Raw genomic sequence first — 22,618 nt, 5'->3', positions numbered from 1 at the left:
GAAACGCGCGTGAGCAGGCGCCGGACGGCCGTCCGACGGACGATGGGAGAAGTCGCGGGCTCATCACGGGGCCGCGAAGGCCCTCTGAGGTCCGTACGGGCCGCAGAGGGAGCCGAGCAGACGGGAGTGGCGCGAGTGGGTGGCGGGTGCGACGACGGCGGGTCCCAGGAGCACAGCGCCGACGGGGCCCCGGAGCGCGACGCCGAGCTGCGCCAGGTCGACGACCTCAACCGGATGGCGGGCCCGGCCTCCGGCGGCAACGCAAAGGCGGCGCAACGGCTGCGTCACCGCGGCGCCGACCTGCTCGTGACCGGGCACGCCCTGGCGCGGGTCGACACGCTGGGGGAGGCGCTCACCCTCATCTCCCAGCTGGCCGACGACGCTCTGCCGCTGTCGAGCCAGGCCGTGTTCCGGGCCGACCGTGAACTGCTCCACTGCGTGGGCCAGTTCGGGCTCACCGGCGACGGCGACAGCGGCCCGTTCCGGCTGCCCCTGGAGAGCGTCCACCCGGCCGCGCAGGCGGCCAGGACCGGCCGCCCCGTGTTCCTGGCGTCCCCGCGGGAGTACCGCGACCGCTTCCCCGAGGCATGGCCGCTCTGCGACCGGGACGGGCACGGGGCCTGGGCGTTTTTGCCCCTGACCACGTACGGCCAGCTCACCGGTGTGTGGATGGCCGCCTTCGACGCGCCGGTACGGATGACGGACGGCCTGGGTACCTTCCTGGTGACCGTGGCCCGGCTGCTCGGACAGGGCATCGAGCAGACCTACAACGGTCAGGCCGACCACGCCCTCTCGCAGAGCCTGCGCAGCAGCATGGGCCGGATCGGGCCCGGCGTGGAGGGCCTCTCCGTCTCCGCGCGGTACGTGCCCACCGGCGGAGGGCTCATGGTCGGCGGCGACTGGTTCGACAGCATCGCCCTGCCCAACGGGCGGCTCGGCCTGGTCATCGGCGACGTACAGGGCCACGACGTGCAGGCCGCCGGGCTGATGTCCCAGCTGCGCACCGCCATCCACGCCTACGCGGCCGAGGGGCACGGCCCCGACGCCGTACTCGTCCGCGCCTCCCGCTTCCTGACCTCCCTCGGCGAGGGCCGCTTCGCCACCTGCGTCTACGTGGAGGCCGACCCGGCCACCGGCACCCTGCGCATCGCCCGCGCCGGGCACCCGCATCCGGTGCTGCGGCTGCCGGACGGCACCAGTCTGCTCAAACACGTGCGGGGCGGGCTGCCGCTGGGCCTCGACCTCGCGGAGGACGACTACCCCGTCAGTGTCGTCACCCTGCGCGAGAACGAGATCCTCATGCTCTGCACGGACGGCCTGATCGAGTCCGGCGGCCACGACATGTACTCCGGCTGGCTCCGCGTGCGCCAAGCCCTCGGACCGGGTGGCGCCGACGACCTCGACGGACTGGCCGACCGCCTCCTGGGCGCCGTCGTCGCCCCCGACGGGACCGAGGCCGGGCGGCTCGGAGCCTCCTTCACCGAGGACGACATCGCCCTGGTGCTGCTGCGCCGCGACCCGTTGGACGCGGGCGCGGTGCGCACCGGTCGGCACCTGCGTTTCACCCTCGAACAGGACCAGGCGGAGGGCCTGTCCGACGCCCGCATCGAGTTCCAGGGCCTGCTGCACGACTGGGCCCGCCCCGAACAGGTCGACACGGTGCTGCTGCTCGTCTCCGAGCTCCTGGGGAACGTGCTGGTCCACACCGAGCACGCCGCCGCCCTGCGCGCCGACATCAGTGGGGCGCAGGGGCGGCGCCGCCTGCGCGTGGAGGTCACCGACCGCAGCGACGAGGTCCCGCACCGGCGCGCCCCCGGAGAGCTCTCCTCCTCCGGCCGCGGCCTGGTCCTGCTCGATCTGCTGTCCCACCGGTGGAACATCCGTCCCGAGCCGGAGGGCAAGACGGTGTGGTTCGAACTCGACGAGGACGGCCCGGCGGAACCGTAGGGCCTGACGTGTCGTGGGGCCTGACAGGCCCTAGCGTGAGCGCATGTGCTGGAGTGCGGCCGCAGACCTGACCGCGGGCGCGGTGATCGCCGGGATCGGCGCGGCGTGCGTGACGCGGGCCGCGGCCGGGCGGCCGCGCGCCCTGCCGTTGTCCGCGCTGCCGGTGCTGCTCGGGGCGCACCAGATGGTGGAGGCGTTTGTGTGGCGCGCGGGCGGTGGCACCGGACCCGCCACCGTCGCCTGGGCGGTGATCGCCCTGCCGCTGCTGCCGCTGTGGGTACCGCTCGGTGTGCTGTGCGCGGCGCCGCCAAGGGCGCGGCGCCGTCTCCTGCTTCCCGCGGCGGCGGGAGCGGCGACGGCGTGCGTCCTCGCGTACACGCTCGCCACCAAGACCGTCACGGCCGAGATCCGCGGCCACACGATGGGCTACGCGATCGGCCTCCCGCACGGGCCGTGGCTGCTGACGGGCTATCTGCTCGCGACGGTCGGCGCGCTGCTGATGTCGGGGGAGGGGGGTCTTGTCCTGCTCGGCGTGCTCGCCGGGGCCGGTGCGGCCGCCTGCGCCGCGCTGTGGCGCCTGGAGTTCGTCTCCACCTGGTGCGCCTGGGCGGCGCTGTGCTCGGCGGTGCTGTACGGGTGGCTGCGGACGGACCGCGGGTGCGGACCGAGGACGCGGTTCGAACCCGATTCAAAGGCGCGGTGAATACTTTCTTTCCCGTGTTCTGATCTCGCTCCGGGCGCGAGGATTACCGAACATTCGACCGAAAGTCGAAATCAAGTCAATCACTCCCGCCTCGTTCCGGCGCATGAACGCCCTTGTTGTCAGGGTGAGTTGGACCGCGCCATGTCCGGATCTCGATGTGCGTGCCTGGGGGTGGGCGTCGGCTCGTGAGTGAAGTTCAAATATCAGGCACAGATTCCACACATCCCTCTCTCCAGGAGGGTTCCGATGGTCTGGATTGGCCCTGCCTCGCATGCGGGGACATGAGGCGACAAATGATGATCTATGGTCCGACGCCGTGCGCGGGGACCGGGGGGTGTCGCGTACGGGAGGTGGGGACCTCCCGGCGGAGCTGAGGCAGGCCGGCATGCACGACTGGAGACCGGGGGGTTTCTGTGCGGCAGGGGGGACTGGTCGGCCCTTTCGCGTCGGCGCGCGAGCGTCTGGCGAACGAGACGATCAGCCGACCCGTCAACGAATGGGAGCAGCGGTACCGGCGTACCGTGATCACCACCGACACCGTCGCGACCGTTCTGGTGGTGGCGATAGGCAACTTCTTCGGCGCGCGGGACGCGGCCAACAGGTCCACTTCTTCGCCGGCGCCGACGCCGCGCAGGACTGGCTCGCCGAACACCCCGACGCCCGGGTCTTGCCTGTCGCCGACGGCACTCAGCGAACGGACAGCAGGCACCGATCGCCTACGAGCAGAAGTCAGCTACCCTGACACTCGCCGCATAACGACACGAACAGGTGTCCACCTTCCGCCCGGGGACAGTCCTCGTGCAGGTCGATCACCGACCTGAGGCAGCCTGTTGCTTACCCGGAGTGGCTCCGGTGTCGGACTGCCTGGAGTGTAACAACGCCTCCAGGCAGCCGACTTGAGGCTCTAGAAGAACCCAAGTTTCTTCGGACTGTATGAAACCAAAACGTTCTTCGTCTGCTGGTAGTGATCCAGCATCATCTTGTGTGTCTCTCGCCCGATCCCCGACTGCTTGTAGCCGCCGAACGCCGCATGCGCCGGGTACGCGTGGTAGCAGTTGGTCCAGACGCGGCCCGCCTGGATCGAACGGCCCGCCCGGTAGGCCGTGTTGGTGTCGCGGGTCCACACACCGGCGCCGAGGCCGTACAGGGTGTCGTTGGCGGTCTTGATGGCGTCGTCGAAGTCGGTGAACGACGTGACCGAGACGACCGGGCCGAAGATCTCCTCCTGGAAGACGCGCATGCGGTTGGTGCCCTCCAGGACGGTCGGCTGGACGTAGTAGCCGCCCGACAGCTCGCCGTCGTACTCGACGCGCTCGCCGCCGGTGAGGACCTTCGCACCCTCCTGCCGGCCGATGTCCAGGTAGGAGAGGATCTTCTGCAGCTGGTCGTGGGAGGCCTGGGCGCCGATCATCGTGTCCGTGTCGAGCGGGTGGCCCGGCACGACGGCCGCCGTCCGGGCGAGTGCCGCGTCGAGGAACTCGCTGTAGTGGCCCTGCTGGATCAGCGCGCGCGACGGGCAGGTGCAGACCTCACCCTGGTTGAGGGCGAACATCGTGAAGCCTTCCAGGGCCTTGTCACGGAAGTCGTCGTCGTGCGCCCACACGTCGTCGAAGAAGATGTTCGGCGACTTGCCGCCCAGCTCCAGCGTGACGGGCTTGATGTTCTCCGAGGCGTACTGCATGATCAGCCGCCCGGTCGTCGTCTCCCCGGTGAAGGCGACCTTCGCCACGCGCGGCGACGAGGCGAGCGGCTTGCCCGCCTCCACGCCGAAGCCGTTGACGATGTTGACGACACCCGGCGGGACGAGGTCCTTGACCAGGTCCATCCACACGTGGATGGACGCCGGGGTCTGCTCGGCCGGTTTGATGACCACGGCGTTGCCCGCCGCCAGCGCGGGGGCCAGTTTCCACGTGGCCATCAGGATCGGGAAGTTCCACGGGATGATCTGCGCGACGACACCGAGCGGCTCGTGGAAGTGGTACGCGACCGTGTCGTCGTCGATCTCCGACAGGCTGCCCTCCTGCGCGCGGATCGCGCCCGCGAAGTAGCGGAAGTGGTCGATCGCCAGGGGAATGTCGGCGGCCAGCGTCTCGCGGACCGGTTTGCCGTTCTCCCAGCTCTCGGCGACGGCCAGCGGCTCCAGGTGCGCCTCCATCCGGTCGGCGATCTTGAGCAGGACTTCGGCGCGGGCTGCGGGGGATGTGCGGCCCCAGACGGGCGCCGCGGCGTGCGCGGCGTCGAGGGCGCGCTCCACGTCGTCGGCGGTACCGCGTGCGATCTCGGTGAACGGGCGGCCGTCGACCGGGCTCGGGTTCTCGAAGTACTGGCCGCGGGCGGGCGGCACGTACGCGCCGCCGATGAAGTGGTCGTAGCGCGCCTGGTAGGAGACGACGCAGCCCTCGGTGCCGGGCGTCGCGTAACGGGTCATCTTGGGGGCCTCCTGTGCGGGCTGCCCGCCGTCGGGCAGCACTCGCGGGGAGGCTACGAAGCCGCACGTTGCGGCTACGTTGCGTACGGTGCCGGGGCGGCGCCCGCGCCCAGCTCCTGGTCCAACGCTCTGAGCCGGGCCAGGACCGGTGCGGTCGGGCGGGCCTCGGCCAGGGCCCGCCACACCTCCAGATCGTCCTCGCCCCACGGCGCGTACGCCCAGTCGGCGAGCAGGTCCGGGTCGCCGCGCGCGACGAGGGCGGCGCGCAGCTCGTCGGCGAGCCGGTGCCGTATACGGGATACCGCCGGTGCGGCCGAAGCCGGTAGCAGCGGGCCGCGGTACGCAGAGGCCGCCGCCGTCACCGCGCCCGAGGCGAGCCGCCGCTCGACCGTGGACAGGTCCGACTCGACCGGGACCGCCAGCCGGTAGGGGCGCGAGCGGAGCACGTCCGGGCCCAGTACGCGGCGCAGCCTGGTCAGTTCGGCGCGGAGTGTCACCGGTGTCACCGACTCGTCCTCGTACAGCAGGCACAGCAGTTCGTCGCCGGTCAGGCCCTCCGGGTGCCGGGTGAGGAGGACGAGCAGCTCGCTGTGGCGGCGGCCGAGGCGGAGCTTGTGGCCGGCCGCCGTGAGCAGCAGCGCCTCGTCACGGCCCAGCACGCTCAATCGGAGGGCCGGACCGTCCTGGCGCGGCGGTTCGAGCAGCGCCAGCTGGGACTCGGCGGCTCGCGCCACCGCCTGTACGAACGCCAGGCTGTGCGGGTGGGCGAGGCCGTCGCCGCCCGTGATGTCGACCGCACCCAGCAGCCGCCCCGTGCGCGGATCGTGCACCGGCGCCGCGGCGCACGTCCAGGGCTGTACCGTGCGGATGAAGTGCTCGGCGGCGAACACCTGTACGGGCCGGTCCACGGCGACGGCCGTGCCCGGCGCGTTGGTGCCCATCGCCGTCTCCGCCCAGCGGGCGCCCGGCACGAAGTTCATCCGCCCGGCGCGCCGCCGGGTCGCCGGATGCCCCTCGACCCACAAGAGCCGCCCCTGGGTGTCGCAGACGGCGAGCAGGTGGCGGCCGTCCGCCGCGAACGTCCCCATCAGTTCGCGGAACAGCGGCATGACCCGGGCCAGCGGATGCTCCGCCCGGTACGCCCCGAGGTCGCCGTCGGCGAGCTCCACCGGGGCCGAGGTGTCGTCCGGGCTGACCTGCGCGCCCGCCGACCGGCGCCAGGACGCGGCGACGACCGGCCGCACCGGGCGGGCGACGGTGCCCGCCGCGGTGAACCGCTCATGAGCGCGGTGCAGTGCACGGGCCCGCTCGGACGGATCGGCGCCCGCCTCCAGGGCGATCCACGGATCGGTCAACTCGGCCTCCGGAGCGTGTGCGGGGGTGACGGTCGCCCGTCATCGTCGCTCCGGGCGGGCGGGCCGACAAGGAGGCGCTCACGGATCCGGACGGTCGGCACAGACCCTCCGCGCAAGCGCGGCTCAGGCGGAGTTGACCAGGTCCATGTAGCGTGACCAGTCCCAGTACGGGCCGGGGTCGGTGTGGTCCGTGCCCGGGACCTGGTAGTGGCCGATGATGTGGTCGCGGTCCTTGGGGATGCCGTGCCGGGCGCAGACGGACGCCGTCAGCAGCGCCGACTGCTCGTACATCGCGTCGGTGAAGTACGAGGGCTGGTCGACCCAGCCCTCGTGCTCGATGCCGACGCTGTGCGTGTTGTAGTCCCAGTTGCCCGCGTGCCAGGCGATGTCCTTCTCACGCACCATCTGCGCGATGTGCCCGTCGGCCGAGCGGACCAGGTAGTGCGCGGAGACCTTCTTCGAGGCGTCCTGGAAGATGTCGATCGTGTTCTGGTACGTCTCCTGCGTCACATGGATGATCACGTACTCGAAGGAGCACGTGGCCGGGCGGTTCGAGCGTGTGTAGTTGTACGGGGTCGCCGGAACGTACTCGGCGAGCGGGTAGTCCACGTCCTGCTCCTGCCGCTTCAGCGACTTCTGCCGCTCCCGGTCGCGTGCGTCGGCACGGCCCGCGGGCAGCCACAGCCCCGACGCGGCGGCGATCGCGCCGGTCCGCAGCATACGGCGACGGCTGAGTAATGACCTACCGGGTCTAGGTGTGTCCATGACAATCCTGTCCCTTCTTCTCTTCGGTTCGGACGGTGGGGCTTGTCGGCCCGCGCGGTCACAGGACGACGTACGGTTCGGGCCGTGGCAGCGTCGCCGCGATCTCGCGCAGCCGGGTGTGTGTCCCGCGGTGGGTCTCGCCCGCGGGCAGCCACTCCTTGCGGAGCTTGGCCACGCACGTGTAGTTGGTGTCGCAGACGTTGGCCAGCGGCGACTCGACGGTCTGCGTGACGAACTGGTAGGCGTCGAGCTCGCTCAGGCCGTGGTCGCGGACCAGCCAGTGCACCAGGTCGAGCTGCGAGATACGGAAGGCGTCCTCGAGCGGTCGCGCCGAACCCGTCGACATGATGTGCGTGTCCGACTCCAGGCGCGGCCACGGCGTCGAAAGGCCCTTGAGCAGTTCCACGATGACGACGGTGTGCATCGCGCACTCGACGGCGACGCCGCACGTCTCGCCCTCACCCTGCCGGGCGTGCCCGTCGCCCAGGCTGAGCAGCGCGCCCTCGACATTCACCCCGAGGTAGCAGGTGACGCCCGCGCGCATCTCAGGGGTGTCCATGTTGCCGCCGTGCGCGTCCGGCACAAGGGCCGAGCGCACCTCTAGGTTGGCGGGCGCCACCCCGACGGTGCCGTGCATCGGGTCCATCGGCAGCTCCGCCGTGAACGCGCTGTCGCGAGCGCTGAACCGGGCGGTGCGGCGCCCGCGGTCGAGCTCCCAGATCCAGACGGCCTCCGGCAGCGGCGGCTGGAGCGAGGCCGTGGCGTGCGTGGCGGTCAGCGCCCCGAACAGCGGCACCGTCGTCGACGCCGCCCAGTCGCGGGCCGGTTCCACCGCCACGAAGTGCACTGCCACCGTGTCGCCCGGCTCGGCGCCCTCGACGTGGAACGGGCCGGTCTGCGGATTGAGGTACGGAAACTCGCAGACCCCCGACACCAGGTCCTTCGCCGACCGCACCCGGCCCGCGAAACAGTCCTCCGTGTACAGGTCGAGCACCGTGCCCGGCGTGATACGCGCGACGGGTGGCGCCCCGCCGAACGTCCAGGCGAACTCGCCGGGTTCAGGACGCACGGTCAGCATCCGGGGATCGCTCATGACGGCGTGACTCCGCTCTGTGTGGGGTCGGGACGGCCGCTCGGCGCGGCGTCGTCGAGGTGGATCCGCGCGGTGTCGGCCACCCGCTCCGGATGCCGCCGCGCCAGCACGGCGAGCACCACGAGACCGATGGCGAGCCGGCCGCAGACGACCGGACCGGCGTACGAGACCGGCGGCGACAGCCGCGACACGAAGTCGAACGCGGGTATCCCCGCCGCCGTCAGCAGCGCGGGCACGAACGCGGCGATACCGAGCACGGGGAACAACAGGTGCCGCAGCGGACGCAGTTCGCTCCGCTCCCGGCGCAGGAAGTACCCCGCGCACGCCACGTTCACCACGATGTACACGCCGATGGTCACCGTGACGATCACGGTCGCCAGGAGCAGGAACGCCGTCACCGGGTCGTATCCGAGCCCGAGTCAGCACCTCGCGCAGGCCGACGGCGCCACGCCGCAGCCCTGGTCCGGCGGACGCGCTGCCGCCGCGAACGATGTCCCCCGGCACCAAAATCCCCCTCCCCGTGGACACGCCGCCACCCGCCGGAGCGGCCGGTGCGCGACGCCTCGCGTGAAGTACGGTACGGGGCCCGTCGGCTGGGGCGGAAGGGGGCGTGGCGCGCCTGTGGACAACTCGCCGGTTGTGAACAACCGCACGTCAGAGGTCCGAACCTCTGGCGGCGGAGCGGCCGAGGGAGCGGGCCGGGTCAGGGCGCGGCCGTGTCGTGCGCGACCGACATCGGGTCGTCGAGCACGGCCCGTACGACCGACTGGGCCGCGCCGAGCAGTGGCCCGTCCGGACCGATCCGCGAGACGACGACGCCGTCGGCCGGGCGCGCCGTGCGACGGGTCAACTCCCGCTCCAACGGCGGCAGGAGCCACGGCGCGAGCCGGGAGAGCGCTCCGCCGAGGACCACCGCGCGCGGGTCGAGCAGATGCACCGCCCCGGTCAGCGCGATACCCAGCGCCGTTCCGGCGCCCCGCAGCGCCCGCCGCGTGTCCCGGTCGCCCGCCTCGGCGCGCTCGGCGAGCAGCGTCACACGATCGGGCCCCGGACCGATCCCCGAGGCCCGCAACACCGCCTCCTCGCCCGCGTACTGCTCCAGGCATCCGCGCCCCCCGCACGGGCACTCGGGTCCCTCGGGCCGCACCGGCACGTGCCCCAGTTCGCCGGCGAAGCCGCGCGTCCCGCGCAGCAGCCCGCCTTCCACCACGAGCGCGGCACCGATACCGATCTCCGCCGACACATGGAGGAAGTCCGCGGGGCACTCCGCCGCCCGCCACAGCTCCGCCAGCGCCCCGAAGTTCGCCTCGTTGTCGACGCTCAGCGGCACGTCGACGGGGAGCAGCGCCGCCACGTCGGTGTCCTGCCAGCCCAGGTTGGGGGCGCTCGCCACCGTGCCGGTGTCCCGGACCACCCGGCCGGGCACCGCGACCGCGAGCCCCACCGGAGCGAGACCCAGCGTCTCCGCCTCGACGGTCACCCGCTTGACCAGGTCGGCGAGTTCGCGCAGGACGACGCGCGGGGCGCGGCCCCGGTTGCCCACGCGCCGCTCGGCGCGCGCGCGGACCTCGCCGCGCAGGTCCATCGCACACACCGCGAGATGGTCCACGCCCACCTCCGCGCCGAACCCGGCCGGGCCCCGCTCGCTCACCGCGAGCGCCGAACCCGGCCTGCCCACGCCACCGGGCCGCTGCCGCCCCAACTCCTCCAGGAGCCCCGCCCTGATCAACTCGTCGACGAGCGTCGACACCGCGGCGCGGGTCAGCCCGATCCGCTGAGCCACCGAAGCCCGCGACACCGGACCGTCGGCGGCCACCGTGTGCAGAACCCGTGACAGGTTGCGGCGGCGCATGCCCTGCTGAGTGTCGGGCGTACCCGGTCGGTGGCGGTGCATCGGTGCGGTCATACCGTCATGCTCCCAGGGCGGCGCCGTGCGGATGGGCGCGGGGCGGGTGAGCGGCCGGCGCGCGGGCAGCGGCCGGCCGCCGCTCCTTGTCGCGTCGCGCTGCTCGTCGTCCGTCCGGCGCGAGGACTTCTCACCGCGCCCCCAGCAGCGGCCCCGCGTCCGCCAGGACCCCCGAGATCCGCCGCAGCGTCTCCTCGTCCCGCTCCACCGGGTCGAGCACGCTGCCCCGCGCGGTGTCCCAGCGGCGCGCCACGGCCGCCGGGTCCTCACCGGTCAGCAGCCCCGCGGCCTGCGCGGCGGCGCCGAGCGCCACCAGCTCACGAGCCTCGGGGATCCGTACGGCCCGCCCCGACAGACGCCGCACCGTCTCCTGCCAGGCGGTGCCCCGAGCCCCACCGCCGATGAGCACCAGGGGAGCCGGGGGAGCGGCGGGGTCCGCCCCGCCCGCCGGGCCGTCGGCCGCGTCCTCCGCGTCCACGGCGAGCACCCGGTCGAGCGCGTCGAGCAGCGCGTGCACCGCCCCGTCGTACGCCGCCTGCAGCAGCTGGCCGCCGGTCGTGTCCTGGCGCACCCCGGTCAGCAGGCCCGACGCGTGCGGCAGGTCCGGGGTGCGCTCCCCGTCGAGATACGGCAGCACCGTGGCGGTGCCGCCCGCCTCCACAGCCTCCCGGTCCAGGCCGAGCAGGGTGGCGATCCGGTCGACGGCCTGTGTGCAGTTGAGCGTGCAGGCCAGCGGCAGCCAGCCGCCGCGCGCGTCCGCGAACCCGGCGACGGTGCCGGTCGGGTCGGCGGGCCGCCGCCGCGACACCGCGTACACGGTCCCCGAGGTGCCAAGGCTCAGCACGGGCGTGCCGGGCAGCAGCCCCAGACCGAGGGCCGCCGCGGCGTTGTCACCCGTGCCCGCCGCGACCAGCGTGCCCGTGGAGAAGGGCAGGTCGCCGTGCGACTCGCGCACCGTGCCCGCCACCTCGCCGGGCCCGACCACGCGCGGGAGCAGCGCCGGGTCGAGCCCGACGCTCGCCAGCACTTCCTCGTCGTACGCCTCGGTCGCCGACGCCCACCAGCCGGTGCCGGACGCGTCGCCCCGGTCCGTGGTTCCCGTCCCGGTCAGCCGCCCGGTCAGATAGTCGTGCGGCAGCCGTACGGCCGCCGTCGCCGCGGCCGCCTCCGGTTCGTGCTCGGTCAGCCACGCCCACTTCGACACGGTGAACGAGGCGCCAGGCACGCTGCCGCAGCGGTCCGCCCAGGCCCTCGCCCCGCCCAGCTCCTCGACGAGCCGCCGGGCCTGCGGCGCGGAGCGCACGTCGTTCCACAGCAGCGCGGGCCGCACCGGCCGCCCCCGCGCGTCGAGCGTGACCAGGCCGTGCTGCTGCCCGCCGACGGCCACGGCCGCGGCACGGTGGGCCGCCTCGCCGCACTGGGCGAGCGCGGCGCACAGGGCCTCGAACCACTGCTCGGGGTCACTCTCGCGGCCCGCGCCCGTCGTGACGGTGTGCGGAGCCTGGCCGCTCGCCACGACCGCGCCCGTAGCGACGTCGACGACCAGAACCTTCGTGGACTGCGTGGAACTGTCGACCCCGACGACGTAGGGCCCATCGGTAGCTGACATGCGGCTCTCCCTGTAAGCGAGTACGTACGCGGATGGCTCTTCCCAGCGGCGTGCCCGCATACTAATTTGTAAATCGGCATGACGAAATGGTTCGGCGCCCGGCGGGTGCCGAACCGACCGCGAACGGCGAGGGAGCCGCGAGATGACGTACCAGCCCACACCCGACGACAAGTTCACCTTCGGCCTGTGGACGGTCGGCTGGCAGGGCCGCGACCCGTTCGGCGACGCCACCCGGCCCGCGCTCGACCCCGTCGAGTCCGTGCGGCGCCTGGCCGAGCTCGGCGCGCACGGCGTGACCTTCCACGACGACGACCTGATCCCGTTCGGGGCCTCCGAGGCCGAGCGCGAGTCCTGTGTCAAGCGGTTCCGGCAGGCCCTCGACGCCACCGGCATGACGGTGCCCATGGCCACCACGAACCTGTTCACGCACCCGGTGTTCAAGGACGGCGCCTTCACCGCCAACGACCGCGACGTGCGGCGCTACGCGCTGCGCAAGACGATCCGCAACATCGACCTCGCCGTCGAGCTCGGCGCGAAGACGTACGTCGCCTGGGGCGGCCGCGAGGGCGCCGAGTCGGGAGCCGCCAAGGACGTGCGGGCCGCTCTCGACCGGATGAAGGAGGCATTCGACCTGCTCGGCGCGTACGTCACCGAGCAGGGGTACGACCTGAGGTTCGCCATCGAGCCCAAGCCGAACGAGCCGCGCGGCGACATCCTGCTGCCCACCGTCGGCCACGCGCTCGCCTTCATCGAACGCCTGGAGCGCCCCGAGCTGTACGGCGTCAACCCGGAGGTCGGCCACGAGCAGATGGCGGGCCTGAACTTCCCGCACGGCATCGCCCAGGCACTGTGGGCGGGCAAGCTCTTCCACATCGACCTCAACGGCCAGTCCGGCATCAAGTACGACCAGGACCTCAGGTTCGGCGCGGGCGACCTGCGGGCCGCGTTCTGGCTGGTCGACCTTCTGGAGTCGGCGGGCTACGCGGGCCCGCGCCACTTCGACTTCAAGCCGCCGCGCACCGAGGGCTTCGACGGTGTGTGGGCGTCGGCCGCCGGATGCATGCGCAACTACCTGATCCTCAAGGAGCGTGCCGCGGCCTTCCGCGCCGACCCCGAGGTCCAGCAGGCGCTGCGCGACTCGCGCCTGGACCAGCTCTCCCGCCCGACCGCCGACGACGGGCTCGCCGAACTCCTCGCCGACAAGACGGCGTTCGAGGAGTTCGACGTCGCCGCGGCGGCCGAGCGTTCCATGGCGTTCGAGCGGCTCGACCAGCTCGCGATGGACCACCTGCTCGCCGCGCGCGGCTGAACCACCTGGACGGCGCCTCCCGGAGGGAGGCGCCGCCGAGTGAGGGACGGACAGGCGAAGACTCAGCAGTGGTTGGGCACGTTGCCCTTGTCGTTCCCCTTCAGGTAGATGGCGCTGACGTAGCCGATGCCACCGCTGTTGAGCTTCAGACGGACCCAGTTGCGGTTGGTGATGCCGAGGTCGGTGACGAGATCTCCTTCCAGCCAGCACTGTGCGGTGTAGCTGTATCCGGGGTTGACGTAGCTGACGACGCGTTCACTGACGGCCGGGCCGTCAGCGTGGACATTGCCGTGCGCCCAGGCGACGACCATGGTGTCAGCGAGCGCCGGAGCGGCGCCCAGGACGGATGCGGACAAGAGGGCGGCGCTCGCCCCGCAGAGGGCGAGGGCTCGCTTGGTCTTCGCTGCGGCCATGTGTGGTGTGTTTTCCCGTGTGAGCCGATGCCGTACGGCCTTGGTCCCCGACTGCGCGGCGGGACGTGATCCACGCTGACGGATGCCGGCGGGCGCGCTCAATCGCTGAACGGGAGGAGTGCGTGGACCGGTGTTCGCGGCGCGTCTTCGCAGGTCAGCGGCTGCGCCGGTGGCGCCGCGCGAGTTTCGGCCACGCGCTGCGGGGACCTGAGGCGCGGGGCCTCGGGCGCGGGGCCCTCGGACGCCCGGTCCCGCTCAGGCGCCGATCCACACCGTCGTCACGTTGCAGAACTCCTTGATGCCGTGGTCCGACAGCTCGCGCCCGTACCCGGAGCGCTTCGCGCCGCCGAACGGCAGGGCCGGGTGCGAGGCCGTCATGCCGTTGACGAACACACCGCCCGCGCCGCTGTCCCGCACGAAACGCTCGATCTCGTCGTCCTCGCGGGTCCACAGGTTCGAACTCAGCCCGAAAGGCGTGTCGTTGGCGACGGAGATCGCCTCGTCGAGATCCGCGACCCGGTACAGCGTGGCCACCGGGCCGAACGTCTCCTCCCGGTGGACGCGCATCTCGGGCGTGATCTCGGCCAGCACCGTCGGCGCGTAGAACCAGCCACGCTCGCCGAGCCCGTCGGGCCGTTGCCCGCCGCACAGCACCGTGGCACCGCACTCCACGGCGTCGTCGACCAGCGCCTCCAGGTCGGAGCGGCCCTGCTCGGTGGAGAGCGGGCCGACGTCCGTGTCCTCGTCGAGCGGGTCGCCCACCCGCAGCGCCCGCATCCCGGCGACGAACGCGTCGGTGAACGCGTCGAACACGGCCGTGTGGACGATGAACCGTTTCGCCGCGATGCACGACTGCCCGTTGTTCTGCACCCGCGCGGTGACGGCCGTGCGCGCCGCCCGCTCCACGTCCGCCGACGGCAGCACCACGTACGGGTCGCTGCCGCCCAGCTCCAGGACCGTCTTCTTGACCTCGTCGCCCGCCACCGACGCCACCGCCCGGCCCGCCGGTTCGCTGCCGGTCAGCGTCGCCGCGGCGACCCGCGGATCGCGCAGCACGCCCTCGACCGCCCCCGACCCGATCAGCAGCGTCTGGAAGCAGCCCTCGGCAAAGCCCGCCCTGCGGAACAGGTCCTCCAGGTACAGGGCCGTCTGCGGCACGTTCGACGCGTGCTTGAGCAGCCCCACGTTCCCCGCCATCAAAGCGGGCGCCGCGAACCGTACGACCTGCCACAGCGGGAAGTTCCACGGCATCACGGCCAGCACCACGCCGAGCGGCCGGTAGCGGACCAGCGCGCGGACCGCGCCGGAGTCCTTCACGTCCGCGTCGGCCGGATGCTCGTCCGACAGGAGTCGCTCGGCGTGCTCCGCGTACCAGCGCATGGTGCGCGCGCACTTGGCGGCCTCGGCGCGCGCCGCCGCGATCGGCTTGCCCATCTCGGTCGTCATCAGCCGGGCGATGTCCGGGGCGTCGGCGTCGAGCAGATCGGCGGCCTGCCGCAGCAGCCGGGCCCGCTCGGGGAACGCCGAGGTGCGGTAGGTGTCGAACGCGTCGGCGGCCAGGGCGATGCTGCGGTCGAGATCCTCCGGAGAGAGGGCGTCGAACGTCGTGAGGGTTTCGCCGGTCGTGGGGTTGACCGTGGCGATGGGCATGAGAGCGACCTCCTCGGGTTCCGTCCGGGGCGCTGCGGACACCTCTACGACCCTCCCGCGCCACGCCCGAGCGCGCAACGCGGGCCGCGCCGCACGTGCGGCGCCCGCCGGCCTCAGATCTGCTCGGCGAGCCGGTCGACGAAGACCCTCTGCGCCTTCACGACCCGCTCGCGTGCCGCGTCGAGCCCGAACCACGCCACCCGGTCCAGCTCGGGAAACTCCCGCGTACGACCCGAGCCGCGCGGCCACTCCATCGTGAACGTGCCCGGCACGACATCCGCCGGATCGAGGTCGGCCTCGAGCGCCCACACGGTGACGTGCTTGCCGCCCGCCTGCACCGCCTCGCCCAGCGGCAGCGGCGTCCCGTCCGGCACACCGAGCCCCAGCTCCTCACAGAACTCCCGGCACGCCGCGTCCCAGGGCCGCTCGTCCGCCTCGTACTCGCCCTTGGGCACCGTCCACGCGCCCGCGTCCCGCCGCGCCCAGAACGGGCCGCCCATATGGCCGAGCAGCACCTGCGTCCCGGTGGACGCGCGGCGAAAGAGCAGCAGGCCCGCGCTGTGCGGTGTACGTCGCTTCGGACCGGTCACGGCTCACTCCCACGGGTCACGCTGCAGCATGCGGATGACGGCGAGCACGCGCCGGTTGTCGTCCTCCGACACGGGCAGGCCCAGCTTTGCGAAGATCGCCGCCACGTGCTTCTCGACGGTGCCCGCCGACACGTGCAGCCGCTGGGCGATCGCCCCGTTGGAGCGGCCCTCGGCCATCAGCGTCAGCACGTCCCGCTCACGATCGGTCAGCGCGGACAGCTGCTCGGTGCGGCGGCCCGCACCGGCGAGCTGGGTGACCACCTCGGGGTCGAGGGCGGTGCCGCCCGCCGCCACCCGTTCCAGCGCGTCGGTGAACTCGGCGACATTGGCGACCCGTTCCTTGAGCAGATAGCCCACGCCCGCCGAGCCCTGCGCGAGCAGCCGGGTCGCGTACTTCGTCTCGACGTACTGGGAGAAGAGCAGCACACCTGTCCCCGGAAGCTCGTGGCGGATGTCGATCGCCGCGCGCAGCCCGTCGTCGGTGTGGGTCGGGGGCATCCGGATGTCCACCACGCAGACGTCGGGACGGTGCTCGGCGACGGCCGCGCGCAGCGCGTCGGCGTCCGCCACCGAGGCCGCGACCTCGTGGCCACGCATCGTCAGCATCTGGGCGAGCAACTCCCGCAGCACGGCGGCGTCCTCGGCGATCACTACGCGCATGGGTGCAGCCTCGCACACGACTGACCGGCACGCTCAGGCATGGAGCGGCAACCTCACCCTCACCGTCGTCGGACCCCCTTGGGGGCTGTGCACCGTCAGTTCACCGTCGACCGTGCGCGCCCGCTGCACGAGCCCCGCCAGGCCGCCGCCGTCGGCGATCCGGGCACCGCCCCGCCCGTCGTCGGTCACGCGCAGCCGCAACGTGCCGTCGCCGGTGGACAGTTCGACGCCGCAGCGGCTCGCCCCGCTGTGCTTGATGACGTTGGCGAGCAGCTCGGCCACACAGTAGTAGGCGAGGCTCTCGATCGCCGGAGTCGGCCGGTTCGGCACGTCCACCGTCACGTCGACGGGCAGCGCGGCCCGCGCGCCGAGCGTCGTCAGGGCGTCGGCCAGTCCGCCGTCGAGCGCCGGCGGATGCAGCCCGCGCGAGAGGTCACGCAGTTCGGTGAGGGTCTCGGCGGCGTTGTCGCGCGCCATCTCGACCAGCCGGCGCAGCTCGGGCCGGTCCCGCTCGTCGAGCTGCTCGCGCACCATGTCGAGGCTCATCGCGAGTGCGGCGAGCCGCACCTGCGCCCCGTCGTGCAGATCGCGCTCCAGGCGGCGCAGCCGCTGCGCGGCGTCATCGACGGCCAGCGCCCGCGTCTCCTCCAGATCCCGTACCCGTTCGGTGAGTTCACCCGGGCCGAGGAGCGCCCGCACGAGCCGCCCGTCCACCGCGACGACGCCCCGCGTCAGCCACGGCGCGACGAGCAGAATCGCGCACCCCGCGGCGGTCGCCGCGAACGCACCGCCGAGCGAGCCGAGCGCGGGCTCGCCGCCGAACGGCAGCGGCGTCATCAGCCTCAGGTCGTGCTGTCCCGCCACCCACCGCACCGGCGCGAGGACGTTCACCGCACCGACCACCCACCAGGCCACCGCGTACAGGCCGAGCGTCGCCGGCGGCAGCCGCACCAGCACGTACGCCACCGAGCGCCACGCCGCACCGTCCCGCAACCGCGCCTCCACGGCGGCGAACAGCCCACCGCGCGAGGACACGACCGGCGGCGCCGCGACCCGCTCACCGAGCAGCCAGGCGGCCAGCAGCCGTTGCAGTGCCCCCAGGCCGCGGGCCAGCGCGAGGCCCGCCACCAGGAAGAGCATGCCGAGCACCGCGCCGACCAGCGTCAGCGTGAACGCGGCGCCGACCGCGAGGGCGGCCACCACGAGCAGGAAACCCGCGAGCGCGGGGACGTAGGACAGCAGGCAGTACGCCGCCCGCGCCCACGCCCGCCGCGTCAGGGGCGCCGTCAGCACCGCCCGCACGGCGCCCGCGTCGCGCGGTTCACGCATCGCGCCGCACCAGGAGTCGTCCGCCGACCGCGAGCAGCGCCGCCGAGTAACCGCACAGGACCACGAACCCGGCCCACGGCGAGAGCATGCCGTCGACCGGCACGGTCACCGCGAGGGAGTTGCCCGCGATCATCGTCGGGAAGAATTTCGCGACCACAGTGCCGGTCGTCCCCGACAGCAGCGCGGGCAGCACGAACGTGATGCCGACCAGAGCGCCGATCGCGCTCGCCGTGTGCCGGGTGATCGCCCCGACACCGATGCCCATGAGACCCACCAGGGCAAGGTACGCGCCCGACAGCAGGATCGCGCGCAGCACGTCCGGGTCGCCGAGCGAGGGATGCGGCACATCGGCGGCGAGTGCCCTGCGGCCCGCCAGGAACGTCACGAAAGTGACCGCTTCGCCGAGCACCAGCGCGAGAGCGCCGAACACCGCCGCCTTCGCCGCGAGCGCCATCCGCCGGTCGGGGATCGCCGCGAGTGTCGAGCGGATCGTGCCGGTCGAGTACTCCCCGGTGACGACCAGGACGCCCAGCACCCCGACGATCAGCTGGCCCAGCGCCACCCCGGCCAGCACGTTGTTGGTCGGATCGAAGGAGGCGACCTTCGCGGCGCCGTGCGGCGGCTTGGTGTTGGCCATCGTCACGACACCCATGGTGACCATGCCGACGACCGTCAGGAGCAGCGCGTACGCCGTGGAGCGCAGGCTGCGCAGCTTGATCCACTCCATGCGGGCGGCCTGCCGCAGACCGTAGTGCCCGCCGTGCGCGGGCCGGTACGTCATCGTGCTCATCGCCGGGTCCCCTCGCCGGCGCGCGTGGCGCCGGTGTACGTGGCGCTCGCCTCGGTCAGTGCGAAGAACGCCTCTTCCAACGACCGCCCGGACGCGGTGAGTTCGGCGACCGACGTGTCGGCCAGCAGGCGGCCCGAACCGATCACGACGAGATGGTCGGCGGTCAGTGCCATCTCGCTGATCAGATGGCTCGACAGCAGGACCGTGCGGCCCTCGGCGGCCAGCGACCGCATCAGCTCCCGGATCCAGCGCACCCCTTCGGGATCGAGCCCGTTGACCGGCTCGTCGAACAGCAGCACCGGTGGGTCGCCGAGCAGCGCGGCCGCGATGCCGAGCCGCTGTGCCATGCCCAGCGAGAACGACCCGGCCCGCTTGCCCGCCACCGAGGTCAGGCCGACGGTCTCCAGGACCGCGTCGACCCGCTCCGCCTCGATGCCGCCGCCCGCTGCGAGCGCCGCGAGGTGGCTGCGCGCGCTGCGGCCGGGGTGGAAGGTGCGGGCTTCAAGGAGGGCGCCGACCTCGCGCAGCGGCCAGCTCAACCCGCGGTAGGGACGGCCGCCGATGGTGACGTGCCCCGCGTCCGGCCGGTCGAGCCCCATGATCATGCGCATGGTGGTGGACTTGCCGGAGCCGTTCGGCCCGAGGAACCCCGTCACGCTTCCGGGGCGCACCCCGAAACCGAGGTCCTCGACGGCGACCGTCCCGCCGTACCGTTTGGTCAGACCCCTGACCTCGATCATCACGACTCCCTGGTCCTGTCCGTGAGGGGAAATCACGGTGCGTCGGATTGACGTGCTCCACGCTAGGAACGGGGGAGGCGAGCCGGAACGAGGATGTCCTGCGAGCCGCCCGGGGGAAAACCCCCAGGGCACGTCACGGCCGGGGACCGCCGTCCGCGACGCCGGGGTGCGCCGCGAGGACGGACTCCACCGTGTCCGCCTCGTCGGCGCGCTTGTCCTGCCGGTACCGCACGACCCGCGCGAAGCGCAGCGTCACGCCCGCCGGATACCGCGTCGAGCGCTGCAGGCCGTCGTAGGCGATCTCGACGACCAGCTCGGGCCGCACCCGCACCACATGCCCGTCGTCAGCGACCGCGAGCCCGAGCAGCCGCTCGGTCTGCCAGGTCAACAGCGCGTCCGTGAGCCCCTTGAAGGTCTTGCCGAGCATCGCGTACGAGCCGTCGGCGGTACGCGCCCCCAGGTGCAGGTTGGAGAGCTTGCCGGTGCGGCGCCCGTGCCCCCACTCCGCGGCGAGGACCACCAGGTCGAGCGTGTGCACGGGCTTCACCTTCAACCAGGCCGCGCCCCGGCGGCCCGCGCTGTACGGGGACGCGAGGGCCTTGACGACCACGCCCTCGTGACCGCGGTCGAGCGCGTCGGCGAAGAAGGCGTCCGCGGCGTCGCGCTCGGGCGGGCGCGACGTGTCCTTGACCAGGATCCGGCCCACCCGCATGGGCCCCGGCACCAGCCGTGCCAGATGGGCGTGACGCTCCTGGAGGGGAAGGTCGAGCAGGTCGTGCCCGTCCACGTACAGGGCGTCGAAGAACACGGGCGACACCGGCAGCCGGGCGGCGGCGCCCGCCACGTCCACGCGTGAGCCGACCCGGCCCGCCACCTCCTGGAAAGGCCGCGGTCTGCCGCTGTCGTCGAGGGCGATGATCTCGCCGTCCAGAATGAACCGCTCGCCCGCGAGAGCGGTGACGGCGGCGGTCACGTCGGGCAGCCGGTCGGTGATGTCGTCGAGGGTGCGGGTGTAGACGCGGACCTGGGGTCCGTCGCGGTGCACCTGGACCCGGATGCCGTCGAGCTTCTCCTCGACGGCGCACGGCCCCACCTTGTCCAGTGCCTCACCGACCGACCGTGCCGTGTGCGCCAGCATCGGCTGCACCGGGTGCTCGACGGTGAGCCGGAAGTCGGCGACGGCCTCGGGCCCCCGCGCCAGGAGGGCCCGCGCGACGGGCTGCAGCCCGCCCGCGAGCATCACCGCACGCCGTACGTCGGCGGCGGGCGCACCGGTCGCCCGTGCCAGACCTTCGAGCGCGACCGCGTCGAGCGCGCCCTGCCGTACCTCGCCCGTCACGAGCCCGAACAGGAACTTCTGCTCTTCGGCGGTCGCGGCGCCCATCAGCTCGCCGACGAGCCGTTTGCGTTCGGCCTGGGAGCCGGGGCCCGCGACATCGCCGAGTGCGGTCATCGCGGCGTCGGCGTCCTGCACGGTGAGGTGTGGCTCGGCGGCCGGGGCGACGGGCTCGCCGAGCACCCGCCACCCGACACCGAGCCGCCCCTGGGGAAGCCGCCCGGCGAGGTACGGGATCACGACCGCCACGTCCTGCGGCTCGGTGTCCCGAAAGAGCTCGGCGAGCAGTTCGACCTTGCGCGACCGCGCCGAGGCGGCGGCGACGTCCTGGGACACCTGCGCGAGCCGGGACAGCAGCATGCAGCCATGGTGCTACGTGCCGTCGGCCAGCGCACGGGGGCCGCGGTCCCCGTGCGCCGCTATCCGGCCCGGCAGACCCAGAGAGGGCCGACCCATGGGTGGCAGGCGGGGTCGGAGGTCCCCGGCGGAGCGGTGGGCGTCGGCTCGGTGGGAGGGAGGTCCGGGTCTGGGGTCGGGGCCGGGGTCGAGGGCATCGGATCGGGTGTAGTCGCTGTGGGTGTGGGTGTGGGTGTGGGTGTGGGTGTGGTCGGGGTGGCGGGTGGTGTGGACGGTGCCGGGGTGGCGGGCTGTCGCGTCTTGGTGGGGGCCGGGGCAGGGGGTGCCTCCGGAGCGGTGTCCGGGGAGCCCGAGGGGGCGGGGGAGCGGGGCGCGGCCGGTGGGGCGGGCGGCACCGCGGCCCCGGACGGCGACCGCGGCGGCTTCGGTGGTGCGGGCTGTGCCGATTGTTCCGATGGTGCCGGTTGCCGCGGCGGCGTCGACTGTGCCGACCGTGACGGCTGCGTCGGCCGGGGCGCCGGTGTGTGGACCGCAGGCGCTGTGGACCGGTCAGGCGCGCGGCCGGCGTCGTCCGTTCGCTTCGGGGCATCGCTGGTCACGGCCGCCGCGCGCTCCCGCGGCGCCTGGCCCCCGCCGGAGGTGAGCAGCAGTCCACCCGCGACGGCCGCACCGGCGACGGTCACGCCGAGGGCACCCACCACGGCGGCGGGCGCCTTCGCCCCACCGGCGAACGCGTGCCGCACACCGTGAAGCAGTCCGGAACCGTGCCCGCCGCCGTGCGCGGTGGTCGGCGCCGCACCGGCGGCCGTGCCCGAACCCGTGGCCGGCGGCAGCAGGAACCTGCCGGCGCCACCCAGGGCGAAGACCAGCAACGCGGGACCGACCAGGGCGGGCAGCCGGTCGTTGACTCGGATCAGCACGGCGAGCCGGGTCCGGCAGTCGTCGCAGCCGTCGGTGTGGGCGAGGAGGGCCTCGGACCGGCGCGTCGAGGCGGCGCCGCGCACATGCGCGGGCATCCGCTCCCAGTACGCCTGGCAGGCCGGGTCCTCCGGTGTGCCGGGGTGGGCGGCCAGGAACGCCTCGCGCAGGCCCTCGCGTGCCCGGTGCAGCAGTACCGCTGTCGCGCCGCTGCCCGCGCCGATGCCCCGGCCCACCTCCTCCAGCGGCCGGCCCTCCGCCTCCGCGAGCCACAGTGCCTTCACCCAGCGCCGGGGCAGCCGCGCCAGGACACGGGTGAGCAGATCCACGCCCTCGGCGTGCGCCCCGGGGTCCGGCCCCGTGGCCGTCTGCGCCGGGATCGTCACGCCCTCGCGCTCCTGCGGGTCGACCGGAGTCTCGCGCGCGGCGCCGCGGCCCGCCGTCGCCGCGAGGTGGCGCACCGTCGTCGTGAGATAGGCCGGCAGGTTCTCGATCTCGTGCCCGGCCGCGAGCCGCCGCCACACCCGGAAGTGCGCCTCGGCGACGAGGTCGTCGGCGAGCCAGGGGCTGCCGGTGAGCGAGCGCGCGTACGCGACGAGGCGAGACTGCTCCGCCTCGTAGACACGTGCGTACGCGGCCGGCCCTGTTCCGGCTTCCGTGACGACAGCGGGTATCGGCGCGGCGGCGGAGCCGTCGGTCATGAGGGGACTCTTTCGTCCG

The 22,618-nt window shown here is 73.2% G+C and carries 19 protein-coding genes and 1 pseudogene; 4 read left to right on the top strand and 16 right to left on the bottom strand.

The features are described 5' to 3' along the window. Positions 1-126 precede the first annotated feature (126 nt). The 3 genes and pseudogenes from OFY01_RS15890 to OFY01_RS15880 all read left to right on the top strand — a co-directional run. Entirely contained in the window at positions 127-1,947 is a 1,821-nt protein-coding gene (locus OFY01_RS15890; protein WP_266600389.1) for a SpoIIE family protein phosphatase, read from the top strand. A gap of 43 nt (positions 1,948-1,990) precedes the next feature. Then, positions 1,991-2,650, top strand: coding sequence for a DUF6629 family protein (locus tag OFY01_RS15885; protein WP_266600387.1), 660 nt, complete (start codon positions 1,991-1,993; stop codon positions 2,648-2,650). 413 nt (positions 2,651-3,063) lie between these two features. Then, positions 3,064-3,249: pseudogene (locus OFY01_RS15880) on the top strand (sugar transferase); the annotation flags it as partial. Between the two features lie 305 nt (positions 3,250-3,554). Here OFY01_RS15880 and exaC read toward each other — a convergent pair. The 7 genes from exaC to xylB all read right to left on the bottom strand — a co-directional run bounded on the left by exaC (position 3,555) and on the right by xylB (position 11,806). Further along, entirely contained in the window at positions 3,555-5,078 is a 1,524-nt protein-coding gene (exaC, locus tag OFY01_RS15875; RefSeq protein ID WP_266600385.1) for an acetaldehyde dehydrogenase ExaC, read from the bottom strand. Between the two features lie 74 nt (positions 5,079-5,152). Continuing rightward, complete coding sequence (locus OFY01_RS15870) at positions 5,153-6,433, bottom strand: GAF domain-containing protein (protein ID WP_266600383.1); 1,281 nt, start codon at positions 6,431-6,433, stop codon at positions 5,153-5,155. 123 nt (positions 6,434-6,556) lie between these two features. Beyond that, positions 6,557-7,153: an N-acetylmuramoyl-L-alanine amidase gene (locus tag OFY01_RS15865; RefSeq protein WP_407700352.1), complete on the bottom strand. Its 597-nt coding sequence runs from the start codon at positions 7,151-7,153 to the stop codon at positions 6,557-6,559. A gap of 103 nt (positions 7,154-7,256) precedes the next feature. After that, positions 7,257-8,291: an acetamidase/formamidase family protein gene (locus tag OFY01_RS15860; RefSeq protein ID WP_266600379.1), complete on the bottom strand. Its 1,035-nt coding sequence runs from the start codon at positions 8,289-8,291 to the stop codon at positions 7,257-7,259. After that, positions 8,288-8,689 (bottom strand): hypothetical protein, encoded by a 402-nt coding sequence (locus OFY01_RS15855; RefSeq protein ID WP_266600377.1) that lies wholly within the window; start codon positions 8,687-8,689, stop codon positions 8,288-8,290. The genes OFY01_RS15860 and OFY01_RS15855 overlap by 4 nt, the downstream gene beginning before the upstream one ends. Positions 8,690-8,994: 305 nt before the next feature. Next, positions 8,995-10,197, bottom strand: a complete 1,203-nt coding sequence (locus OFY01_RS15850; protein ID WP_266600375.1) for an ROK family transcriptional regulator — start codon at positions 10,195-10,197, stop codon at positions 8,995-8,997. Between the two features lie 130 nt (positions 10,198-10,327). After that, positions 10,328-11,806 (bottom strand): xylulokinase, encoded by a 1,479-nt coding sequence (xylB, locus tag OFY01_RS15845; RefSeq protein WP_266600373.1) that lies wholly within the window; start codon positions 11,804-11,806, stop codon positions 10,328-10,330. Between the two features lie 142 nt (positions 11,807-11,948). Here xylB and xylA point away from each other — a divergent pair, with 142 nt between their 5' ends. Further along, a complete protein-coding gene (gene xylA / locus OFY01_RS15840) occupies positions 11,949-13,115 on the top strand; it encodes a xylose isomerase (RefSeq protein ID WP_266600371.1) in 1,167 nt (388 codons plus the stop codon). Between the two features lie 62 nt (positions 13,116-13,177). Here the strand turns inward: xylA and OFY01_RS15835 are convergent, their stop codons facing one another. From OFY01_RS15835 to OFY01_RS15795, 9 genes are all read right to left on the bottom strand, one after another. After that, complete coding sequence (locus OFY01_RS15835) at positions 13,178-13,528, bottom strand: SH3 domain-containing protein (protein ID WP_266600370.1); 351 nt, start codon at positions 13,526-13,528, stop codon at positions 13,178-13,180. Positions 13,529-13,783: 255 nt separating this feature from the next. Beyond that, complete coding sequence (locus tag OFY01_RS15830) at positions 13,784-15,178, bottom strand: NADP-dependent succinic semialdehyde dehydrogenase (RefSeq protein WP_266600369.1); 1,395 nt, start codon at positions 15,176-15,178, stop codon at positions 13,784-13,786. A gap of 113 nt (positions 15,179-15,291) precedes the next feature. Then, positions 15,292-15,768 (bottom strand): NUDIX domain-containing protein, encoded by a 477-nt coding sequence (locus tag OFY01_RS15825; protein WP_266600367.1) that lies wholly within the window; start codon positions 15,766-15,768, stop codon positions 15,292-15,294. A 3-nt stretch (positions 15,769-15,771) separates the two neighbouring features. Further along, entirely contained in the window at positions 15,772-16,428 is a 657-nt protein-coding gene (locus OFY01_RS15820) for a response regulator transcription factor (protein WP_266600365.1), read from the bottom strand. Between the two features lie 33 nt (positions 16,429-16,461). Next, positions 16,462-17,757 (bottom strand): sensor histidine kinase, encoded by a 1,296-nt coding sequence (locus OFY01_RS15815; protein ID WP_266600363.1) that lies wholly within the window; start codon positions 17,755-17,757, stop codon positions 16,462-16,464. Beyond that, entirely contained in the window at positions 17,750-18,547 is a 798-nt protein-coding gene (locus OFY01_RS15810; RefSeq protein ID WP_266600361.1) for an ABC transporter permease, read from the bottom strand. The genes OFY01_RS15815 and OFY01_RS15810 overlap by 8 nt, the downstream gene beginning before the upstream one ends. Then, on the bottom strand, positions 18,544-19,287 hold the full coding sequence (locus tag OFY01_RS15805; RefSeq protein ID WP_407700351.1) for an ABC transporter ATP-binding protein: 744 nt from the start codon (positions 19,285-19,287) through the stop codon (positions 18,544-18,546). Before OFY01_RS15805 ends, OFY01_RS15810 begins: the two co-directional genes overlap by 4 nt. 133 nt (positions 19,288-19,420) lie before the next feature. Then, positions 19,421-20,983: an ATP-dependent DNA ligase gene (locus OFY01_RS15800; RefSeq protein WP_266600359.1), complete on the bottom strand. Its 1,563-nt coding sequence runs from the start codon at positions 20,981-20,983 to the stop codon at positions 19,421-19,423. Between the two features lie 59 nt (positions 20,984-21,042). Continuing rightward, positions 21,043-22,599: a sigma factor gene (locus OFY01_RS15795; RefSeq protein WP_266600357.1), complete on the bottom strand. Its 1,557-nt coding sequence runs from the start codon at positions 22,597-22,599 to the stop codon at positions 21,043-21,045. Positions 22,600-22,618: the final 19 nt, after the last annotated feature.

Origin of the sequence: Streptomyces beihaiensis, from assembly GCF_026274175.1 — a bacterium.
In the GTDB taxonomy this organism is placed as follows: Bacteria; Actinomycetota; Actinomycetes; order Streptomycetales; family Streptomycetaceae; genus Streptomyces; species Streptomyces beihaiensis.
This window is presented reverse-complemented; position numbering and strand designations above follow the sequence as displayed.

Coding starts and splice junctions, on each gene's coding strand:
- OFY01_RS15885 (WP_266600387.1), top strand. CDS start 1,991: ATGTGCTGGAGTGCGGCCGCAGACCTGACCGCGGGCGCGGTGATCGCC.
- exaC (WP_266600385.1), bottom strand. CDS start 5,078: ATGACCCGTTACGCGACGCCCGGCACCGAGGGCTGCGTCGTCTCCTAC.
- OFY01_RS15865 (WP_407700352.1), bottom strand. CDS start 7,153: ATGCTGCGGACCGGCGCGATCGCCGCCGCGTCGGGGCTGTGGCTGCCC.
- OFY01_RS15860 (WP_266600379.1), bottom strand. CDS start 8,291: ATGAGCGATCCCCGGATGCTGACCGTGCGTCCTGAACCCGGCGAGTTC.
- OFY01_RS15850 (WP_266600375.1), bottom strand. CDS start 10,197: ATGACCGCACCGATGCACCGCCACCGACCGGGTACGCCCGACACTCAG.
- xylB (WP_266600373.1), bottom strand. CDS start 11,806: ATGTCAGCTACCGATGGGCCCTACGTCGTCGGGGTCGACAGTTCCACG.
- xylA (WP_266600371.1), top strand. CDS start 11,949: ATGACGTACCAGCCCACACCCGACGACAAGTTCACCTTCGGCCTGTGG.
- OFY01_RS15835 (WP_266600370.1), bottom strand. CDS start 13,528: ATGGCCGCAGCGAAGACCAAGCGAGCCCTCGCCCTCTGCGGGGCGAGC.
- OFY01_RS15830 (WP_266600369.1), bottom strand. CDS start 15,178: ATGCCCATCGCCACGGTCAACCCCACGACCGGCGAAACCCTCACGACG.
- OFY01_RS15820 (WP_266600365.1), bottom strand. CDS start 16,428: ATGCGCGTAGTGATCGCCGAGGACGCCGCCGTGCTGCGGGAGTTGCTC.
- OFY01_RS15815 (WP_266600363.1), bottom strand. CDS start 17,757: ATGCGTGAACCGCGCGACGCGGGCGCCGTGCGGGCGGTGCTGACGGCG.
- OFY01_RS15810 (WP_266600361.1), bottom strand. CDS start 18,547: ATGAGCACGATGACGTACCGGCCCGCGCACGGCGGGCACTACGGTCTG.
- OFY01_RS15805 (WP_407700351.1), bottom strand. CDS start 19,287: ATGATCGAGGTCAGGGGTCTGACCAAACGGTACGGCGGGACGGTCGCC.
- OFY01_RS15800 (WP_266600359.1), bottom strand. CDS start 20,983: ATGCTGCTGTCCCGGCTCGCGCAGGTGTCCCAGGACGTCGCCGCCGCC.
- OFY01_RS15795 (WP_266600357.1), bottom strand. CDS start 22,599: ATGACCGACGGCTCCGCCGCCGCGCCGATACCCGCTGTCGTCACGGAA.